The organism is Microbulbifer sp. YPW16, from assembly GCF_021290385.1.
GTDB classification, from domain to species: Bacteria; Pseudomonadota; Gammaproteobacteria; order Pseudomonadales; family Cellvibrionaceae; genus Microbulbifer; species Microbulbifer zhoushanensis.
The window spans coordinates 3,245,570-3,264,636 of record NZ_CP089928.1 but is presented as its reverse complement, the minus strand read 5'-3'; the positions used below and the strand labels follow the sequence as shown (position 1 = coordinate 3,264,636).

Sequence of the window (19,067 nt, the reverse complement as noted above, 5' to 3'; positions counted from 1 at the left end):
TTCCAGCCTGGCAAGTATGCATGCCTAAAAGAATTCAACAACTTACCCTGCTTTCCTGAAGGGCTGGATAATGTTCTGTGGCGATAACCAGCCAGGCGGCACTTTAACCACGACGTAAACCGGTTAAACTCAGCTAACCTGCTGGCCACTGCCACAATAATACGTGCTGCCACTGCAGCCCCCGTGCCGGGAGCAGATGATAATCAAGGAGAATAGCCGTGGATTACTTCGAGGGAATGAAACGCCTGCCGGGCCTGCCCATGGGCCGCGCCGCCTACAGCGATCGCATGGCCTATATCGGTGCCGAGCTGTCCAGGCTGGTCTACGAGCCTTTTACACCCGATGCTGACCTGACTGGCCTGCTGCACAAGCTGGGCAAATGCAGCAATGATACCGAGCGCCGGGAAGTCCTGGCCGCCTGGAGCAGCCACCTGCACAGCAATAGCTGTGGGCTCGAACCGGATATCCGCCATATTCTGCAGGACAACAACTTTGAGCCGATCAATTTTTATGATGTGTCAGAGACCCAGGCACTGCTGGCACAAATGGATGGCGGCGGAGGCCATAAAGTACTGGTGCTGTGCTTCCGCGGCACAGAATTGAATGCCTGGGACATCATCACCGACCTGCGTTTCCCACTGATGCCGGCCGGCAACCAGGGGCGGGTTCATACCGGTTTCAAGCGGGCTTTCGAGAATGTCCGCGCCCAGATTGAAAATGACCTGCTGAAAAGGGCGCAGTTGCCCCTGTACATTTTCGGCCACAGCCTCGGCGGCGCGCTGGCGCTTATCTGCACCAGGGAGCTGAACCCGGACGGTGACGGTGCCACCTATGTCTACGGCTGCCCCCGCACCGGTGACCAGCCTTACTTTCGCCGGGTGAAAACACCCATCTACCGACTCGAGATGGGCGGCGACCCTGTGCCGATGGTTCCGTTCGGTTACGGGTTTGGTGCTGTGCTCGCCCTGCTGCGCCTTATCCCACTGAACGGTACCTTGCACCTGGCCCGCTGGCTGCGCCAGAAGGTGCTGGGCTATTACCACACGGGATTCCGGGTGTTTATCAAGCATGCGCCCAACGATCCCGATGAGAACAATTTCGGTTTCCGCAAAATGCGTGTGGATTTCTCGGCGAATATCTTCTGGCGCATGCAGAGTATCTGGCGCGCCTGGCTCAGCACCCTGCCCGACGTAAAGGGTGTGGCCGGTTTCCACTCCATCCGGCTTTACAGCGATATGCTGCAGGCCCATATGCTGCGCCGCAACCTCAACCTGCTGCGGTCCGCAGCCGTGCCCACAAGTTCACCGGAAACCGTGCCGGTGGAGGAAGCCACCCGGGAAACCGCCGCCCCGGTAGATTCTGGCCCGGCGGACAGCGCCCGGAAAAAGACCACCGCAGGCAAGGCACCGGCGAAGAAGGCCACAACCACGCGTAAACGCAGGACTGCAACCTCCGGCAAGTCGCCGGCACCGCGCAAGCAACCGGCGCGAAGTAAGGAGACTGAAAGCGAGACCGAGGACTGAGCCGGAACTACCGCTTAATCACCGGCAATTCCGCTCCCAGCCAATCGGGCAATGTTCAGCTATAGAGCCGCAGGGACTGTGGCTCTCCCTCCAGTTCCATCACAATCGCGAGGGGTGGATCGCCATCCATTCCCGCAGCCCGCGCCAGCAGGCCGACAAATGCCATGGTCTGTTTTGACATACTGTCGGCAGGGTGGAACAGGAAATGCTGTTTTACCCGCAACCAGCGGTGCAGGCAGAACGCCAGCAGGCGGTTGTCCCGGTCAAGCCCCGTCCCGTCCCCGATGCCATTACCAGCGTGGTAGTGCTGGTGCAGTTTGCGCAGTATCAATGCCCAGCTCTTGGCAAACAGATGCATGCGGCGGGCATCCCGCAGGCCACGGGAGTCCAGGCTCCGCACCTGGGGGTTTTCCAGGCAATTGGCAAACGGCGCCGCAAAGAAATCATCGCGGCCCGCCAGGGGCCGGTCCTCACTCCGCGGGCCGGCATTGAATTCAGTGAAGAGGCCGATGGCCCCCTCATAATGGCGATAGCGTCGGTGCAATTGCCGCACTGCCCGGCAGGCAATTGCCTGGCGGTTTTCACTGATCACGTCAAAGTCCCGCAGCGCCTGTAATACATCAGATAGCAGCTGGGTATCAGAGGTATTTCCCGGATCCGCATAGTTCAGCAGGGATTCCAGCGCCTCTCCCTCCAGCGCAAGCCGGGCCTCAATCCGTGCATTGATAAACCCGCTACCCGCACGTTCCTGCCACTGGCAGTAGCCCTGTACGGCAAGCCGGCCCGCTTCCGGCGACAGCAGGCCGCTCGTTACCAGGGTATCGACAAACATTTCCAGCTCATCGAGCTGCAGTCGCTCATCACGCTGGGTGACGGTGAGATTAAGGGGCAGGCTGCGCTGCCCACCGCGACGTATATTGAGCAGGGACAGGAAGCCCGCTGATTGCTGTTCACGGATACCGTCCAGTGCCCGCTGCACTTCCAGCCGCGACTGGATGGCAACATTACCCGCCAGGTCCTGCTCCACCTGCACACGACTGTCGACGATCGACAGGCTACCGAGGGACAACCCCAGCAACGCCATCTCACTGCCGCGGGTTTCCCGGCGCTCCAGCAGGTCGCTGGCACTGCCGGCAACCAGTTCCAGGCCCGGCAGGGACTCCGCAGTCCCGTCCACCAGCGCGGCCAGCGCCTCCAGGTCACCAGAGAGCAGCCGGCGATAGAGCTCGGAACCGGCTGCAGAGCCCGGTTCCAGGCGCAGCTCGATTTCCGCTTCCTGCCGGCGCAATCGCTGTTCCCGCCCGAGGACTGTTAATTCGATCCTGCGCCGTGCCACGGCCTCGATCTTCGCGGCCAGTGCGCGAATACGCGCGTCGATTTTCTCCAGTGCCGCGCGGACACCGGCCAGTGCCGCGTCCAGCTGACCGGAGGCGGACTCTACTGCGCTGGCGACACTGCCGCCCAGTCCGGCCAGCTCATCCACCAGGGCCCCGGCGGCATCCGCCGCCTGCTCCTCAACCGTTTCCGCCAGCTTGCCCTGCAGCGAATCCAGCAATCCATGAACCTCGTCGGCAATACGCCCGCGCAACTGCGGGGGTACCCCGGCAGGCAGGGCCTCGATAACGGCGGCCGCCCCCTCGCGGGCCAGCGCCGGTTCCGTGGCGCGACTGAAAACCCCCGGGCCACTGTCCAGCCAGCGCACCAGTTGCTCCGCCACCGATTGCCGCAGGCTATCCTGGTCCGTTTCGGCACCGCCGGCCAGGCGCAACAGGGTCTGCAGGTCCGGGTCCGTCGTCACGTTGGCCACCACAGCATCCAGCAGCTCGCGGTACTCTGTCTGCAGCAGGTCGCCCGGCTTCAGGTACGCACCAAAGCGCTGGTAGAGCGACTCGTAGTCGCGAAGACAGGGCTCTACCAGGCGCTCACGTACCTGGTCCACCAGCCCGGAAATATCCAGTTGGATACCCAGCCCGGCACTGCCACTCCTTTCACTGCCGCGGATGCGCCGGATCCGCAGCGCCAGTCGCCCACCTTCCGGCCAGGCGGTAAGTTGCAATTCCCGCTCTGCCCGGTAACTGGCAGACAGAGTCAGGCCCGCATCCGCCACAACCGCCCCGGTGGCCGACAGCAGGCTGTACTCCAGCTCCAGCCCGGCGTCCAGGCGGCCGGCGGACTGCCAGTGCAGTGCGGCCAGGTCGTCGGCGGCGGCAATTGCTTCTATATCGAAGGGGGATGGCAGCTGCCGCAGGCTGGTGGCGGCGGCGGCAGCGAAGCGCGCGCCCGCGGGCACATGGAACCAGTAATCGAGCCGGCCATGGGCTTCACCGTCGGCATGGGCCACGATGCCGCCCGTCGGACCGCCACCCGACACATCACCGCCCAACTGCCCCCGAGCGTGCAACTGGCCCGCCAGGCCGATCCGCAGTGGTTCCAGGCCGGCGCCCGCGCCGACAGCAGCTACCGGCATGAATTCCGGCCGGTCGCAGGCCTCGAGCTCGAGTTGCGCCCCGCCCTCTCCACCCACGGCCAGTGTTGGGCTTCCGGCCGGCAACGCGGCTTCTGTGGCGGCAGAGCTATCCAACAGCTGCAGTTGCACCAGGCCCGGATCATCACCTGCGCTATCGGCAAAACTGTCCACCCGCCGCAATAGCCGGCGCAGCGGTGCCGGCACACTGTCGGCATAGGCGCCCCGCAGGCTGGCAGCCAGCTGCGCCAGGGGCGCCGGATCGATATCCAGCTGTTCCAGCCGCGGGCGCTGGGAGTCCAGCTCATCCTCCAGGGTAAACAGGTAATCCAGGGGGGAGCTGGCGGCAGTGCCGCTCTGCAGGTCCGGCCAGTGGCGTTGCAGGCCATCCAGGGCCAACAGCAACTCCACCTCTTTATCCAGGCCAAGACTTTCGAGTACCTCACCGGCGGGGGACCGGCGCGAGAGGAAATCCATGGGGTGCTCCTTGCAGGTTATTGTTATACAGAGTGAGAATAAGCCAGTGGTGGAGACAAAAGCCAGCAGCCGCGGGGCCTGTCGACAAGCCCGTGTTGAACCCCCCATAGGACTCACCCATAATACCGCCCCTGCGCGGTATGCCACCGCACCCCTCTCCCCCGGCCCTCGTCGCGACGCGGCCCCGTGCGCGGGAGTGGGGTAAACCAGTGCGAGTGGCCCAGGCGGAACGTCATGTAACAGTTCGCTTCGCCAGAACGCCCGGCTCTGCGTTGAGAAAGCCTGAAATAGAACCACTATTCCTGCGCTTCCTCGCCTTGACCTGGACGCTTTGGCTATGCTCCTTTGTTACCGAACTTTCCGATTGGACCACCGGGCTTCGACAACCAGCACCAGGCCAATCCCGGAGAACCATGACCGAATTTGCTGTCATCCTGCTGAGCACCATTCTGGTCAACAACTACGTGTTGGTGCAGTTTCTCGGCCTGTGTCCTTTTATGGGCGTCTCCAACAAGCTGGAGACCGCCGTAGGCATGGCGGGCGCCACCACCTTTGTGCTTACGCTGGCGTCCATCTGCTCCTACCTGGTCAATACCTACCTGCTGGAGCCGTTTGATATCGGCTACCTGCGTACCATCTCCTTTATCCTGGTTATCGCGGTGGTGGTGCAGTTCGCGCGCATGTTTATCGAGAAAACCAGCCCGCTGATGCACCGGGTGCTGGGGGTCTTCCTGCCCCTGATCACCACCAACTGCGCAGTGCTCGGCGTGGCACTGCAGAACACCATGAAAGCGCACAACTTCGTGCAGTCCACCCTTTATGGCTTCGGTGCCGCGGTGGGCTTCTCGCTGGTACTGATCCTATTTTCCGCCATGCGCGAACGCCTGTTCGCGGCGGACGTCCCCACCCCGTTCCGCGGTGCTGCCATTGGCATGATCACCGCCGGGCTTATGTCGCTGGCCTTTATGGGCTTCAGCGGCCTGGTATAGGGGGGCAGCATGCTGGACTGGTTACCCGAAATTTCCACTCCCCTGCTCGTGCTTGGCGGCATGTCGCTGGTATTCGGCGCCCTGCTGGGCTTCGCCGCCGTGCGCTTCCGGGTCGAGGGCGACCCGCTGGTGGAGCAGGTGGACGCCCTGTTGCCACAGACCCAGTGTGGCCAGTGCGGCTACCCTGGCTGCCGGCCCTATGCCGAGGCCATCGTCCACGGCGACAGCATCAACAAGTGCCCGCCGGGTGGCCAGGGCACCATCAACGAACTGGCCAACCTGCTGGATGTGGAGCCTCTGCCCCTGGACGCCGAGCACGGCGTTGAGGACGTCAAGAAAGTGGCGTTTATCCGCGAAGCGGAGTGCATCGGTTGCACCAAGTGCATCCAGGCCTGTCCGGTAGATGCCATTGTCGGCGCGGCCAAGTACATGCACACCGTTATCGAGGATGAGTGCACCGGCTGCGACCTGTGCGTCGAGCCGTGCCCTGTGGATTGTATCGATATGGTGCCGGTGGAAACCCCGTTGCAGGACTGGCACCCGCCCAAGCCGGCTGATGGTGTGGAGCTGATTGCCAGCGACAGGAGGGATGTGGCGTGAGCCCAGAGCAGTTGAAGTCATCACGCGAATCCGCCGACGAACGTCGCGCCGCCCGCGAGGCACGCCTGATCGCGCGCGAGGAAAAGCGCGCGCTGGAACCAAACGACTTTCCCGGCGGCATCCACCCGCCGGAGAACAAGCACCAGTCCACCGGCGAGCCCATCGGCACGATTCCGCTGGCAGAAAAGCTGGTGGTCCCACTGATCCAGCATACCGGCGCCGCCGCCATCCCCCTGGTGAAACTGGGCGACAGGGTACTGAAGGGCCAGCTGATCGCCGAGGCCGACGGACTGATCAGCGGCAATATCCACGCCCCCAGCTCCGGCACCGTAGAGGCCATCGAGCCCGGCCCCATGCCGCACCCATCCGGGATGACGGTGGATACGATTACCATCCGCACCGATGGCGAGGACCGCTGGTGCGAGCTGCATCCCTGCGAGGATTTCCGCAAGCTGGCACCGGTGGAACTGCTGGAGAAAATTCGCGACTGCGGCGTTGCCGGCCTCGGCGGTGCGGGCTTTCCCACCGCGGTAAAGCTGGATCCCCACGGCGGCACCGGGATCGACACCCTGATCATCAACGGCACCGAGTGCGAGCCCTACATTACCGCCGATGACATGCAGATGCGCGAACGCGCCGGGGAGATCATCGCCGGCGTGGAGATGATGGCGTATATCCTCGACGAGCCGGACCAGGTCCTGATCGGCATCGAGGACAACAAGCCCGAGGCAATCGAGGCCATGCGCGCGGCTGCCGAGGGCACCCGTTTCGATATCGTCGTCTATCCCACCAAGTATCCCTCCGGTGGCGAGAAACAGCTGATCCAGATACTTACCGGCCGCGAGGTCCCCAACCGGGGCCTGCCGGCCAACGTGGGGGTCATCTGCCAGAACACCGGAACTGCCAGGGCCGTCTACCGCGCGGTGCGCTTCGGCGAACCCATGGTCAGTCGTGTCACGACGGTGGTGGGCGAAGCCCTGGAGCGCAGCCGCAATATCGAGGTGCCGCTGGGCACCCCCATCCGCCATATTCTCAAGCACCACGGTGTGCACCGCGGCCTGATGCAGCGGATCATCCACGGCGGCCCCATGATGGGCTTCACCATCGAGGACGACAGCACGCCGGTGATCAAGACCACCACCTGCCTGCTGGTACCCACCGACAGTGAATTGCCGCCCCCCCCTCCGGCCCAGGCCTGCATTCGCTGCGGCTTCTGTGCCGAGGCCTGCCCGGCCTCTCTGCTGCCACAGCAGCTGTACTGGTACGCGCGCGCGGACGATCGCGAAAAACTGCAGGCATATAACCTGTTCGACTGCATCGAGTGCGGCGCCTGTTCCTATGTCTGCCCCAGCACGATACCGCTGGTGCAGTATTACCGCGCCGCCAAGGGCGATATCCGCATCGCCGAAGAGGAAAAGGAAAAGTCCGATCGCGCCCGCGAGCGCTTCGAGTTCCGCAAACTGCGACTGGAAAAAGCCGAGAGGGAAAAGGAAGCCAAGCGCAAGGCCCGCCGGGAAGCCGCAGAACTGGCGCGCAAGCAGCGCGAGCAGGAAGCGGCATCCAGCGGGGACAAGGCCGCCGACGAGGAGGCCGATGTGGTGGCCGCGGCGCTGGCCCGGGTGAAGGCGAAACAATCGTCGCCGGAGCAACAGCTGGCCCGGGCCAGGCGCTCACTGACCAGTGCCGAAAGCCGTGTCGAGCGCATGCAGAAAAAGCTCGACGCCGCCGACGAGGGCCAGCGCGACCAGCTGGCGGCGCAGCTGAAGGAAGCACAGCTCAAGTTGCAGGAAGCCCGGCGCAAGTTTGCCGAAGCCCAGGCCAAGTCCAGCCCCTCGGCGGCCACCGACGCTGCAGAGGCGCAGGCCGGCAGCGCCGCGGCGGGGACAAAGGGCAGCGGTGACAGCGACAAGGATGCGTCCCCGGGAGAAAGGTCCAGGGCACAGGAAGCAATTGAAAAGGCCAGGGCAGCCGCCGCGGCGCGGGCCAACATGGATCCGGCAGAGAAGCTTGCCGCAGAGGTCGAGGCCCTGAAGGCCCGCGTGGCCAAAGCCGAGGCGCGATTACAGAAGGCGCGGGAAGAAGACGACCAGAACGTCGATGCCTTTGCTACCGCACTGGAGAAACTACAGGACAAACTGGACCAGAAAATGCGCCAACAACAGGAACAGGGCGGGGATCAATAATGTCACTGATGCGCATGTCCTCACCCCATGCCCGCTCCGGTGACCGTACCGCCGGTGTGATGCTGCAGGTCGCCGCAGCCACCATCCCCGGCGTGCTGGCCCTGGTGCTGTATTTCGGTATCGGCGTACTGATTAATATCGCCCTGTGCACCGTCACGGCTCTCGCGTGCGAGGCGGCGATCATGAAACTGCGCAATCGCCCGGTGGCCTTTTACCTCAAGGATTACACCGCGTTTGTCACCGCGCTGCTGCTGGGCATTGCCCTGCCACCCTACTGCGCCTGGTGGCTGCCGGTGGTGGGCAGTGCCGTAGCGATCGTGCTGTCGAAACAACTCTATGGCGGCATGGGCTACAACCCGTTTAACCCGGCAATGGTGGGTTATGTGGTGCTGCTGATCAGCTTCCCGCTGGCGATGACCCGCTGGGTGGCGCCGGGTGAGCTGATCCAGGGCACCCCCGGTCTCGGCGAGGCCTTTTCACTGGTGTTCGGCAATTACAATGTCGACGGCTTCACCCGTGCGACCCCACTGGAAATCGTGCGGCTGAACGACTCGATCCTTCTCGAGCAGCTCTACCAGATGGAGCCCATGCTGAACCTGGGCACGGTGGCCGGTCTTGGCTGGGAAACCGTCAACCTGGGATTCCTGCTCGGGGGCCTGTTCCTGCTTTACCGCGGCGTGATTACCTGGCACGCCCCGGTGGCGATGCTGGCCACCCTGACCCTGCTGTCGCTGCTGTTCTATGACAGCGGCAGCTCGCTGAGCGAGGGCTCCCCCGCGCTGCACCTGTTCTCTGGTGCCACCATGCTGGGCGCTTTCTTCATCATCACCGATCCCGTGAGCGGCGCCACCAGCAACAAGGGCCGGCTGGTGTTCGGCGCGGGCGTGGGCCTGATAACCTTTATCATCCGGGCCTGGGGCAGTTACCCCGACGCCGTGGCATTTGCCGTGCTACTGATGAACTTTGCCGCGCCCACCATCGACAACTACACGCTGCCACGCACCTACGGCCACAAGGCTCCACGCAAGGCCACCGAAGGCGAGGAGGAGCAGTAATGCTGAAACGCTCCATGGCCAGCAATGCGGTTATCCTGGCGCTGTTCGCCCTGGTGACCGCGGGCACCCTGGCAATAACCCAGATCACCACCCGCGAGCCCATCGAGCGGGCCATTCGCGAAGCCTCGGCCAAGGCACTGCTGGAAATCATCCCGCTGGACCGTCACAGCAACGACATGCTGGTGGACACCTATCCCATCCCGCGCCAGTACTGGTCGCGCCTGGGCCTGAAGGACGGTGGCGATATCAACCTGGCGCGCGAGGAAGGCCGTATCAGTGCAGTCATTATTCCCACAGTCGCGCCGGATGGTTACGGCGGCCCCATCAACCTGCTGGTGGGCGTCAACCGGGACGGTACTGTTGCAGGGGTACGGGTAACCAGCCACAGTGAAACCCCGGGCCTGGGCGACAAGATCGAGGTCAAGAAAAGCGACTGGATCCTGGGCTTCAATGGCAAGTCGCTGGGTAACCCACCGCGGGGCCAGTGGAAGGTACAGAAGGACGGCGGAGCCTTCGACCAGTTCTCCGGCGCCACCATCACCCCGCGGGCCGTGGTGACACAGGTGCGCGAGGTGCTGGATTTCGTCGCCGAACACCGCAAGGAAATTTTCTCCGCGCCCGTTTCCGAGCGTGCGGTGGAAGTTGAGCAGCCCACCGAGTCCGGCCAGGAGGAGCAGTAAGATGGCAACACCCGGCTATAGCGAGATCAGCCGCAACGGCCTGTGGAACAATAACCCGGCCCTGGTACAACTGCTGGGCCTGTGCCCGCTGCTGGCGGTTACCGGTACGGTGGTCAATGCGATCGGCCTGGGCCTGGCCACCATCGGTGTACTGACCTGCTCCAACCTGGCAGTGTCCATCGTGCGCCGGCAGATGCCGGAGACCGTGCGGCTGCCAGTGTCGGTGATGATCATTGCCACCTTTGTGACCTGTGCTGAACTGCTGATGAAGGCGTTCACTTATGAGCTCTACCTGGTGCTGGGCATTTTTATCCCGCTGATTGTCACCAACTGCGCAATTCTCGGCCGCGCCGATGCTTTCGCCAGCAAGAACCCGGTCCTGCCGTCGGTGGTGGACGGCTTCATGATGGGGCTGGGCTTTATGGCGGTGCTGATTGCGATTGGGGCCATCCGCGAAATACTGGGCCAGGGTACCCTGTTCGCGGACATGGACCTGTTACTGGGACCGGTCGCCAGGGACTGGGCCATCCCGGTACTGGGCAGTGACTACCCGGGCTTCCTGGTGGCGGTACTGCCGCCGGGCGCTTTCCTGGTGGCCGGGCTGCTGATCGCGGCGAAGAATGCCATCGACGCGGGCATCGAGCGCCGCCGCAGCCAGCAGGTAAGGATCGTCCCCGGAGCCAAACGGGTGCGCGTTACCGGCAAGATTTCCTGAGATGCACCAGCAGCGAGCATCGGCCACATGGGGTGTAAGACACTGTAAGCTGGTTGGCACCACATTCGTCCAAATGGCGCTAGTCACGGGGCCCAATTTGGCTAGAATGGTACGCCCGATCAGGGGAATGATCGGATATGTACACAATAAAAAGGGATTACAGCCATGACAATGGACAGTGGAAAGTCTGAACTCGTATATCACGGCCGCCGCGCCCAGCGCGCCGACAGCCGCCAGCGTCGCAAGGCGATTCTGGAAGCGACCCTGCGCCTGATCGTCAAAGAGGGCATCCGCGGTATCCGCCACCGCGCCGTTGCCCGCGAGGCCTCCGTGCCGCTCGCCGCCACCACCTACTACTTCAAAGACCTCAATGACCTGATCAGCGACGCCTTTACCTATTTCGTGGAACAGGGGCTGGAGCACACGCGCCAGCTGCAGGAAGACAGCTTCGCCGCCGCCCGGGCCCTGTCGGAAGAGGAGCGCGCCTCTGCTGGCGGGCGAAAACTGCTGACCCAACAGCTCACCCGCTTTATCCTCACCCACGTGCGCTCCCAGGCCAGCCAGCGCGACTTCCGCCTGATCGAGCTGGCATTCCGCAACGAGGCCCTGCGCAATGAGCAGCTGACACGGGCCATCCGCATGGCCAACCAGGCCAACCAGGCACTGATCGAGGAGTTCTTCCAGCTGCTCGACGTTGCCGACTCCGAGGCCGCAGCCCAGATCACCATGGGCACTATCCTCAACCTGGAATACCAGATCCTCTGCGGCGCGGTGGATATCGAGTCGCCACTGCTCGAGCGTACCGTCACCATGATGATCAAGGGACTGATCCCGGCCATGGCCACCGCCAGCCAGCCGGTCGCCCTCGACTGAGCACCCCGCGGCCACCTGACCAGCCAGTTTCCTGAAGGCGCCCCGCCCCGGCGGGGCCGCTCACCTGACTTCCCCCCACCACCGTCGCAGCCGGCTAGGCTCAAGGTAACACTCTGTAAACGTGCCATTTAGCCATGACACCCAGCTGGCGCTTACTGATCGCAATAGCCATCGCCCTGCTGCTGAACAGCGGCTGTGAGCGCAGCGGCCAGGACACTGACCAGCCTCCCGGGTCCGGCAGCGGCCCCGCGGCGCCTGTGCCCGGCAATCTCGATACCATCCCCATCGACCTGTACGACAACTACACCGAGACCGGCGACCTGGCCGCGATTGAGAAGCGCGGCCAGCTCCGCCTGCTGGTGGATCCCAGTCGTTCCGCCGCGCTGCACCGGGAGGCGACGCAACAGGATGTGGAAATCGAGCAGGCCCGCCTGATGGCACGTCGACTGGGCCTGGAACTGGTGATTCTCGAGGTGCCACAGTTCAGTGACCTGATCCCCATGCTCAATGCCGGCAAGGGTGACCTGATCGCCAACAACCTGCTGGTCACCGATGCCCGACAAGAGCAAGTCGACTTTTCCAGCCCCACCGCCGAGACCGAGGTCGTCCTGGTGTCGGCAACAGACACGGCGGATGTTGATGGGCAGAGCAGCCTCAGGGGCAAAGTCCTGGTCGTCACCGCCGGCACCGAATTCGAGCGCCAGGCGCAGGATTTCGCGCAACAGCACCCCCGGGTGGAAGTACAGGTACGCGATGACAATTACATCGACCTGCTGGTGGAGGTGGCCAGCGGCGACGCGGACTTCACCATTGTCGACCGCCAGGCGCTGGGCCTGGTGCAACAGTTTCGCGATAACCTGAAAGCCAATCGTGTATTTCCCGGCCAGCGCCAGCTTGCCTGGGCCATTCGCAAGGACTCCCCGCGACTGCTGGAGGCCATCAATGAGCAGGTGCGGCTGGTGCGCCTGACCCGGCCCGGCGAGCGCTCTGTCGGTGACCTGGAGGCGATCCGGGAGCGCGGGGTGATTCGTGCCGTCACCCGCAACCACCCGGGCACTTACTTTATGTGGAAAGGGCAGATCCTGGGTTTTGAATTCAGCCTGCTGGAGAACTTCGCCAAAACGCTCGGCGTGCGGCTGGATATTACCGTGGCCGAGAACCACGAGGATTTTGTGCGCCTGCTCCGTAATGGCGATGTGGATATCTCGGCCAGCCTGCTTGCCATCACCAGGCGCCGGCAAGCGGAGGGCATGGCATTTTCCGACCCCTACCTGACAAGCCCCACCGGTATCGCTGCCCGCAGCGGCGCAAAGCTGGCCGCAGTCAAGGACCTCGCCGGTCAGACGGTGTGTGTGCGCCGGGCCAGCAGCCAGTACCAGGTGGCAGAAGAGCTCAAGCAGCAGGTGCCGGACATGAAAGTCGAGGAGGTCCCTGGTGAGCTGGATATCCAGCAGGTCATCGACAAGGTGGTCGACCGGGAATGCGACCTGGCTATCGCGGATGAAATCTCCGTACGGCTCGAGCAGGCCTGGCGGGAGGATATCGTATTCGCCCTGCGGCTGCCGCGGGAAGAAAACCGCTACGCCTGGATGGTGCGGGAGTCCAACCCCCAGTTACTTCGGGCCATTAACGAGTTTTTCGCCGAGCCCAGCACCGATGACAGGATCCCGGAACTCTATGAGCGCTACTTCAATTCCCCCAAGCGCACGCGGGTAGAAATCGAGGAATTCAATCGCAGCGGCCAGATATCCCCTTTTGACGATATTGTGCGCCGCTACGCGGAGCAGTTCGACTTCGACTGGCGACTGATCGTCGCGCAGATGTACCAGGAAAGCAATTTCGACCCCGACGCCAGATCCTGGGTGGGTGCCAGGGGGTTGATGCAGGTGATGCCGAATACCGGCAAGCAGGTGGGCGTGACCGACCTTTTCACCCCTGAAAACAGTATCCGGGCCGGCACCAGGTATATGCGCTGGCTCCATGACAAGTTTGACGACAAGGGCATCAACCAGGAGAACCAGGTCTGGTTCACCCTCGCCTCCTACAACGCCGGCCTGGGTCATGTCTACGACGCCCAGGACCTGGCCGAGCAGAAAGGCTGGGATCGCAGGGTCTGGTTCGACAGTGTGGAAAACGCCATGTTGCTGTTGTCGGAAGAAAAATATTTCAAACAAGCTCGTTACGGTTATGCCCGGGGACAGGAGCCGGTGGATTACGTGCGCAAGATCGAGGCGCGCTTTCGCTCATTCGTCGCCCTCCTTGAGGCACAGGAGCGCCGCAATAAACAGGGCACCCGGTTAAACCCACGGACATACCTCTTCACCAGCCGGGTCCGCTATCGCGCCAACAATGCCCCGGCGCTGCCCCTGACTAGACTGTAATCAACGAAGCAAGCATCGACCGGTATAAAACTTAATGCGGTTCACTCTTCCCTGGTTCTCGTTCAGTGTTCTTTTCATAACATTCCTGCTCGCCGTTGGCTGTGGAGGCGACCGCGAGCACTCTCAGCCCGGTGAAGCCACAGAACCGGCTACCGGACAGGAGTCCGCGGAAAGTGGGAGCGAGTTGGCGACAGCAGACGAAGCGGAAGGGGGAACGGCGCCACCAGTACAGGAGTCACCAGAGCCTGCAGAAAACGCTGTATCTGGCGAGAGTGAAAAAAAAGCCGGCAAAAAGGGGAAAGTCGCAGGCCTGTGGGACCGCTTTGCAAAGCGGGTGGCCGGCAAGGGCGACCTGCGGCCGGAAGCCGCCTGGTCACCCGAGACTACCGGCGAATACCCCATCGGCGCCTATGACAACTACATAGAGACCGGGGACCTGGATGCCATCAGGAAGCGCGGCAAGCTGCGTATCCTTGTTGATATCACCAATACCGACTCCCTCCACCGGGCGGCCACACCACAAGACATTGAGATCGAGCGAGCCAAGCGAAAGGCGGAAATACTGGGCCTGGAGCCGGTTGTGCTTTACGCGGAAAGCTTCGACCAGCTGATACCCATGCTGATAGAGGGCAAGGGGGACATTATCGCCAACAACATGGTTCCAACCTCCGAGCGTCGCGAGCTGATTGATTTCAGCATTCCAATAGCGTCCACCCATGACACCCTGGTCTCCCGGACCGATATGCCTGATATCAAGGCAGGTGAGTCACTAAAAGGCAAAACCCTACAGGTAACCAGGGGCACAGTATTTGAGCAGCGGGCCCGGGAACTGGCAAAGAAGCATCCCGGTCTCAAGGTTGAAGTTGTCGACACCAACTACGTCGAACTGGCCCTGGAGGTGTCCATGGGGCATATCGATTTCACCATTATCGACGAATTGATATTTGGCCTGGTAAGCCAGTTCCGTGACAACCTCAAGAAAAATATTGTCTTCGAGCGGGAAGACCAGCTGGCAGCGGGCATCCGCAAGAACTCCCCGCAGCTTAAAAAGTTTATCAACGATGCCATCCGTAATATCAAACTGACCACCCCCGACCAGCGCTTTGTCGGTGACCTGGACCAGATCAGGGAGCGCGGTGTACTGCGGGCTGTCACCCGCAACCATCCCGGCACCTACTTTATGTGGAAAGGCCGGGTGATGGGTTATGAATACGAGATGCTGCAGAGATTTGCCAAGGATCTCGACGTGCGCCTCGAGATTATCGTGGCGCCGAAGCACAGTGACCTGCTGGATTACCTGAAAGAAGGTAAAGCCGATCTAACAGCCAGCCTGCTGACTGCTACCGATGCACGCCGGCAGAGCGGGGTTGATTTTGGCCCCGCCTATATGGAAGAGAAAGTCAGTGTCGTCGGCCGGTCAGGGGAAACCATCGAGGATATTAGTGAACTGGAGGGGCGCACTATCCATGTTCTGGAATCCAGCAGCCAGTATGAAGTCCTGGTGGAAATCCTGGACCAGTACCCGGACATCGAGGTGGAGCTGGTCCCGGAGGAGCTCACCATCCCCCAGATTCTCGACCGGGTTGCCGAGGGCGATTACGACCTCACAATTGCTGATGATATAACCGTGCGCCTGGAACACCACTGGCGCGACGATGTGGACAACCTGATCGACTTGCGCGTGGAGGATAATGTTTACGCCTGGGCGGTACGGGAGAGCAACCCGCAATTGCTGGAGACGATACACCAGTTCTTTAACGATGAAGAAATTACCAAGCTGCGAAAAACCCTGTTTCACAAGTACTTCGACGAGCCCAAGCGCACCCGTGACGAAATCAAGGGGCTGAGCGAGAAGGGCGAAATCTCCCCGTTCGACAATATCGTCAAGAGGTACGCCAAGGAGTATGACTTTGACTGGCGCCTGGTGGTCGCACAGATGTTCCAGGAAAGTAGTTTCAACCCCGGGGCCAAGTCCTGGGTAGGCGCGCGCGGCCTGATGCAGGTGATGCCGGATACCGGCAAGCAGGTAGGCGAGACCAAACTGTTCGATCCGGAAACCAGTGTGCGTGCGGGCCTGAAATACCTGCAGTGGCTGTACCGCAAGTTCGAGGGCAAGGGTATCAGTCCCGAGAACAAGATGTGGTTTACCCTGGCCTCCTATAACGCCGGCCTGGGCCATGTCTATGATGCCCAGGACCTGGCTGAGGAAAAAGGCTGGGAGCGCAAGGAGTGGTTCAACAACGTCGAGAAAGCCATGCTGCTCCTCTCGCAGGAGAAGTATTACAAGAAGGCGCGATATGGCTATGCCCGGGGCCGGGAACCCTATGATTATGTGCGCAAGATTGCCGCCCGATTCCGGACCTATGCCGCCCTGCTGGAGGCATTCGAGCGGCAGCAGCAGGTGGGGGCCCTTAGCTGCACTGCTCTCCCACTCTGGCTAACCACGCACCTGGGCGGGCTGGCACATATCGCCGAATGTCGCGAGCCGAAAGGCGAAGGCGTGGCACAGGTTCCCGCCCAGTAAAAAAGCCGGCGGAATGACCGCCGGCTTCATTGTTGGCACCCGACATGGGTCCGGCAGGGGTTGTCAGCTGCAGCTGCCCCCCATCGAGGCCACCCACTCCCGCAGCAATGCCGTACCTTCCTCGTGCTCCAGGCTTCGACCCAGTTCCGGCATCATGGCACCGGGGTTGGTGGTCTCCACCCGGAAGTTGAGGATGGATTCCTCCGGCTCACCCGGGACGATGGCAAACCGGCGGTTGCCACTGCCGGTGCCCGCCGCCACCGGTGGTTTGCACAGGCCCAGCTTGCGCCGGTCGGACTCCTGGTGATCCAGCATCAGCCCCGATGTATCGGCGGCGCCCGCCGGGTTGTGGCAGTGGCCACAGTTGATATCCAGGTAGGAACGGGCGCGTGCCTCGAGCGGCTCGCTGCTATCCGTGAAATCCACGTTGCGCGGTACCGCGGTAATCTCCGGCAAACCACTAAGGTAACCCACCTGCTGCCAGTGCAGCAGCTGGTTGCGCGCGCCGTCCGCGTAGGCGTAGTCCTTGTTCAGGTGACGCGCGCGCGGCCCCAGCGGCATGATGGCCTTGTCGGTATGGTTGTCCGCATGGCAGCCGGCACACTGGTTCGCATCCGGCACCACATAAGTAAAACCCGCATCCTCGATTTCCCCGCTTACCAGCTGCAGGCGACTGGCGTCTCCGGCTATTTCCAGCACCGCTTCGGTCTGCTCTGCGTTCCATACGTAGGGCAGCGCCTGCCAGCCGTCCGCGCGCTTTACCAGCAGGCGGGTTTCCATCAGCCGCACATTGTCCAGGTTCAGGGCCTCACCGGTCCGGCCGGCGACGTAATCACGGCTGTAGTCATCGGTGCGCAGCACAGCGTCCTGGATGCCGCTGGTATCCCGTGGGTAGTAAAAGGTCTTGCTCAGAACCGTCCCCACCGGGTATTCGAAACGCTCGTCCGCGTACTCCGCCGAGCTGCCCGGGGGCATCCAGACCGTACGCAATTTGTGGGCATAGTCGGTGAAGAGCGCAGTATTCAGGTCATAGGGAAGCACGCCATCGTTCGGCAGTAACTCACCGTCGATGGCTTCCACAATATGCCAGTCACTGAGCTTGTCCGGAACTGCATCGCGCTCGAAAACCGCCACCGGCTCTCTCGGTGCTTCACAGCCGCCCAGGGCGGCTGCAAAAATCGGGGCCAGCACCGCGCCCCACAACAGCTTACGCATCTTCCGCCTCTAGTTTTGCCATATCGGTTTTTTCCGGCTCGGCCTGGTCAAATTCCAGGACCACCTGGGGCAGCTTCTGCAGGGCACACTTGTGCGGCGCAATATCAGTGGAGATATTTTTAAAGTCGTTGGAGGCATCGATATTGATAATGCCGGCATCACCGTTGTCAATGCATAGCTTCAGGGATTCCGGCAATGTGCCATCCACCAGCTTGTCACTGTTCACCACGCCATCCCAGAGGATATCCGGCAGGCTGCCACCCAGGCCGAACTTGGCCAGCTTCAGGGCCTTCAGCTCGATGTGGTCAGGCGAGGTGCCACCACCGGTAAACTGGTTGTCATAAATAAAGATACCCTCGGGATAGGGATCAAACGCTTCCTGGGTGGATTTATCGGAGTAGTAACCGGCTGTGTAATAGCTGCTGACGATAATATTCGCCGTATCGTTATCCGCGATCTCGTTGTTGAAGATCTCCACATTGTCATTGGAGTTGATCACGATACCGGATCCGGCCGGCACTGCCGCTACCGGGGTGCCCTCGTGGCCGAAGTTTCCGGTATTGTTCTCAAACACACGGTTGTCGTAGACACGGGTGCTGTGTCCCGGCTGCGGCAGGTTGGGCATGTTGAACACCAGGATGCCGCCGGTATTGTTGGTGGCGATATTGTCGTAGACATCGGCACCGATGGTGTTTTCAATTTCGATTCCGGCAACATTGAACTCGGCGCGGTTGTTACGCACGATCACATTGCGCGACTGGCCCACATAGATTCCAGCGTCCGATGCACCAATAGCCACATTGCCCTCGAGCAGGGTATTTTCAGTCTGCACCGGGTAAATACCATAGGCACCGTTTTCCGTCGCGGGGCCATTGGTCCACTCCACCCGGACATTGCGGATAACGATATTCTCACCCTCATTGACCTTCAGTGCGTCACCGATGGTGTCCTCGATCGCCAGGTCCTCGATGGTGAAATCACTGGCATTCACCAGCAGGCCCTCGGCGCCCTGGATCTGGTCCTTGAAGGAAAGGACGGTTTTCTCCATACCGGCGCCACGGATGGTCACGCCATCCACATTCAGGGACAGGCTGCGATTCAGGGCGAAGTTCCCGGCCGGAAGCTCGATCACATCCCCCGGCTTGGCTGAGATCAGTTGTTTCAGTAATTGCTTCTGGAAGTCCGCGCTCGCTGACGCCGCGGCTGTTTCCGGGTTATTCCCGGCGGGATTCTTGTCCTGGGAACAGGCAGCAGCCAGCACTGCGGCCAGCGCCAGCCCCATGTAGGCAGTGGTCTTCATGTGAATTTCCTTTTATTCAGGTTCTTCTGTTATTCGAGTTATCTGCATGCCGGGCCCGCGCTCCTGCCTGGCCCCAGCCCGGCCACAC

13 protein-coding genes are annotated in these 19,067 nt (G+C 61.9%); 10 read left to right on the top strand and 3 right to left on the bottom strand.

Going from position 1 to position 19,067, the window contains the following annotated elements; genetic code table 11:
- Positions 1–218: 218 nt before the first annotated feature.
- Complete coding sequence (locus LVE68_RS14170) at positions 219–1,523, top strand: lipase family protein (protein WP_232941036.1); 1,305 nt, start codon at positions 219–221, stop codon at positions 1,521–1,523.
- 55 nt (positions 1,524–1,578) lie between these two features.
- On the opposite strand, the gene LVE68_RS14165 is transcribed toward LVE68_RS14170, so the two are convergent.
- Positions 1,579–4,464 carry a hypothetical protein gene (locus LVE68_RS14165; protein ID WP_232941034.1) on the bottom strand — a complete coding sequence of 962 codons (2,886 nt, stop codon included), beginning with the start codon at positions 4,462–4,464 and terminating at the stop codon, positions 1,579–1,581.
- A gap of 413 nt (positions 4,465–4,877) precedes the next feature.
- On the opposite strand from LVE68_RS14165, the gene rsxA reads away from it, so the two are divergent.
- The 9 genes from rsxA to LVE68_RS14120 all read left to right on the top strand — a co-directional run bounded on the left by rsxA (position 4,878) and on the right by LVE68_RS14120 (position 16,464).
- Complete coding sequence (rsxA, locus tag LVE68_RS14160; protein ID WP_232941032.1) at positions 4,878–5,453, top strand: electron transport complex subunit RsxA; 576 nt, start codon at positions 4,878–4,880, stop codon at positions 5,451–5,453.
- Between the two features lie 9 nt (positions 5,454–5,462).
- Positions 5,463–6,053, top strand: coding sequence for an electron transport complex subunit RsxB (gene rsxB, locus LVE68_RS14155; protein ID WP_232941030.1), 591 nt, complete (start codon positions 5,463–5,465; stop codon positions 6,051–6,053).
- Between the two features lie 68 nt (positions 6,054–6,121).
- A complete protein-coding gene (gene rsxC / locus LVE68_RS14150) occupies positions 6,122–8,236 on the top strand; it encodes an electron transport complex subunit RsxC (RefSeq protein WP_233006726.1) in 2,115 nt (704 codons plus the stop codon).
- The gene (rsxD, locus tag LVE68_RS14145; protein WP_232941029.1) at positions 8,236–9,291 is read left to right on the top strand and encodes an electron transport complex subunit RsxD; all 1,056 of its coding nucleotides are present in this window, start codon (positions 8,236–8,238) and stop codon (positions 9,289–9,291) included. Before rsxC ends, rsxD begins: the two co-directional genes overlap by 1 nt.
- Entirely contained in the window at positions 9,291–9,971 is a 681-nt protein-coding gene (rsxG, locus tag LVE68_RS14140; protein WP_232941027.1) for an electron transport complex subunit RsxG, read from the top strand. Before rsxD ends, rsxG begins: the two co-directional genes overlap by 1 nt.
- Position 9,972: 1 nt before the next feature.
- Positions 9,973–10,686 carry an electron transport complex subunit E gene (locus LVE68_RS14135; RefSeq protein WP_232941025.1) on the top strand — a complete coding sequence of 238 codons (714 nt, stop codon included), beginning with the start codon at positions 9,973–9,975 and terminating at the stop codon, positions 10,684–10,686.
- Between the two features lie 165 nt (positions 10,687–10,851).
- Positions 10,852–11,559, top strand: coding sequence for a TetR/AcrR family transcriptional regulator (locus tag LVE68_RS14130; RefSeq protein ID WP_232941024.1), 708 nt, complete (start codon positions 10,852–10,854; stop codon positions 11,557–11,559).
- A 134-nt stretch (positions 11,560–11,693) separates the two neighbouring features.
- Positions 11,694–13,940 carry a transporter substrate-binding domain-containing protein gene (locus LVE68_RS14125; RefSeq protein WP_232941022.1) on the top strand — a complete coding sequence of 749 codons (2,247 nt, stop codon included), beginning with the start codon at positions 11,694–11,696 and terminating at the stop codon, positions 13,938–13,940.
- A 184-nt stretch (positions 13,941–14,124) separates the two neighbouring features.
- Positions 14,125–16,464, top strand: coding sequence for a transporter substrate-binding domain-containing protein (locus LVE68_RS14120; protein WP_232941021.1), 2,340 nt, complete (start codon positions 14,125–14,127; stop codon positions 16,462–16,464).
- Positions 16,465–16,527: 63 nt separating this feature from the next.
- On the opposite strand, the gene LVE68_RS14115 is transcribed toward LVE68_RS14120, so the two are convergent.
- Positions 16,528–17,679, bottom strand: coding sequence for an SO2930 family diheme c-type cytochrome (locus LVE68_RS14115; RefSeq protein WP_232941020.1), 1,152 nt, complete (start codon positions 17,677–17,679; stop codon positions 16,528–16,530).
- A complete protein-coding gene (locus LVE68_RS14110; protein ID WP_232941019.1) occupies positions 17,672–18,979 on the bottom strand; it encodes a parallel beta-helix domain-containing protein in 1,308 nt (435 codons plus the stop codon). The genes LVE68_RS14115 and LVE68_RS14110 overlap by 8 nt, the downstream gene beginning before the upstream one ends.
- Positions 18,980–19,067 lie beyond the last annotated feature (88 nt).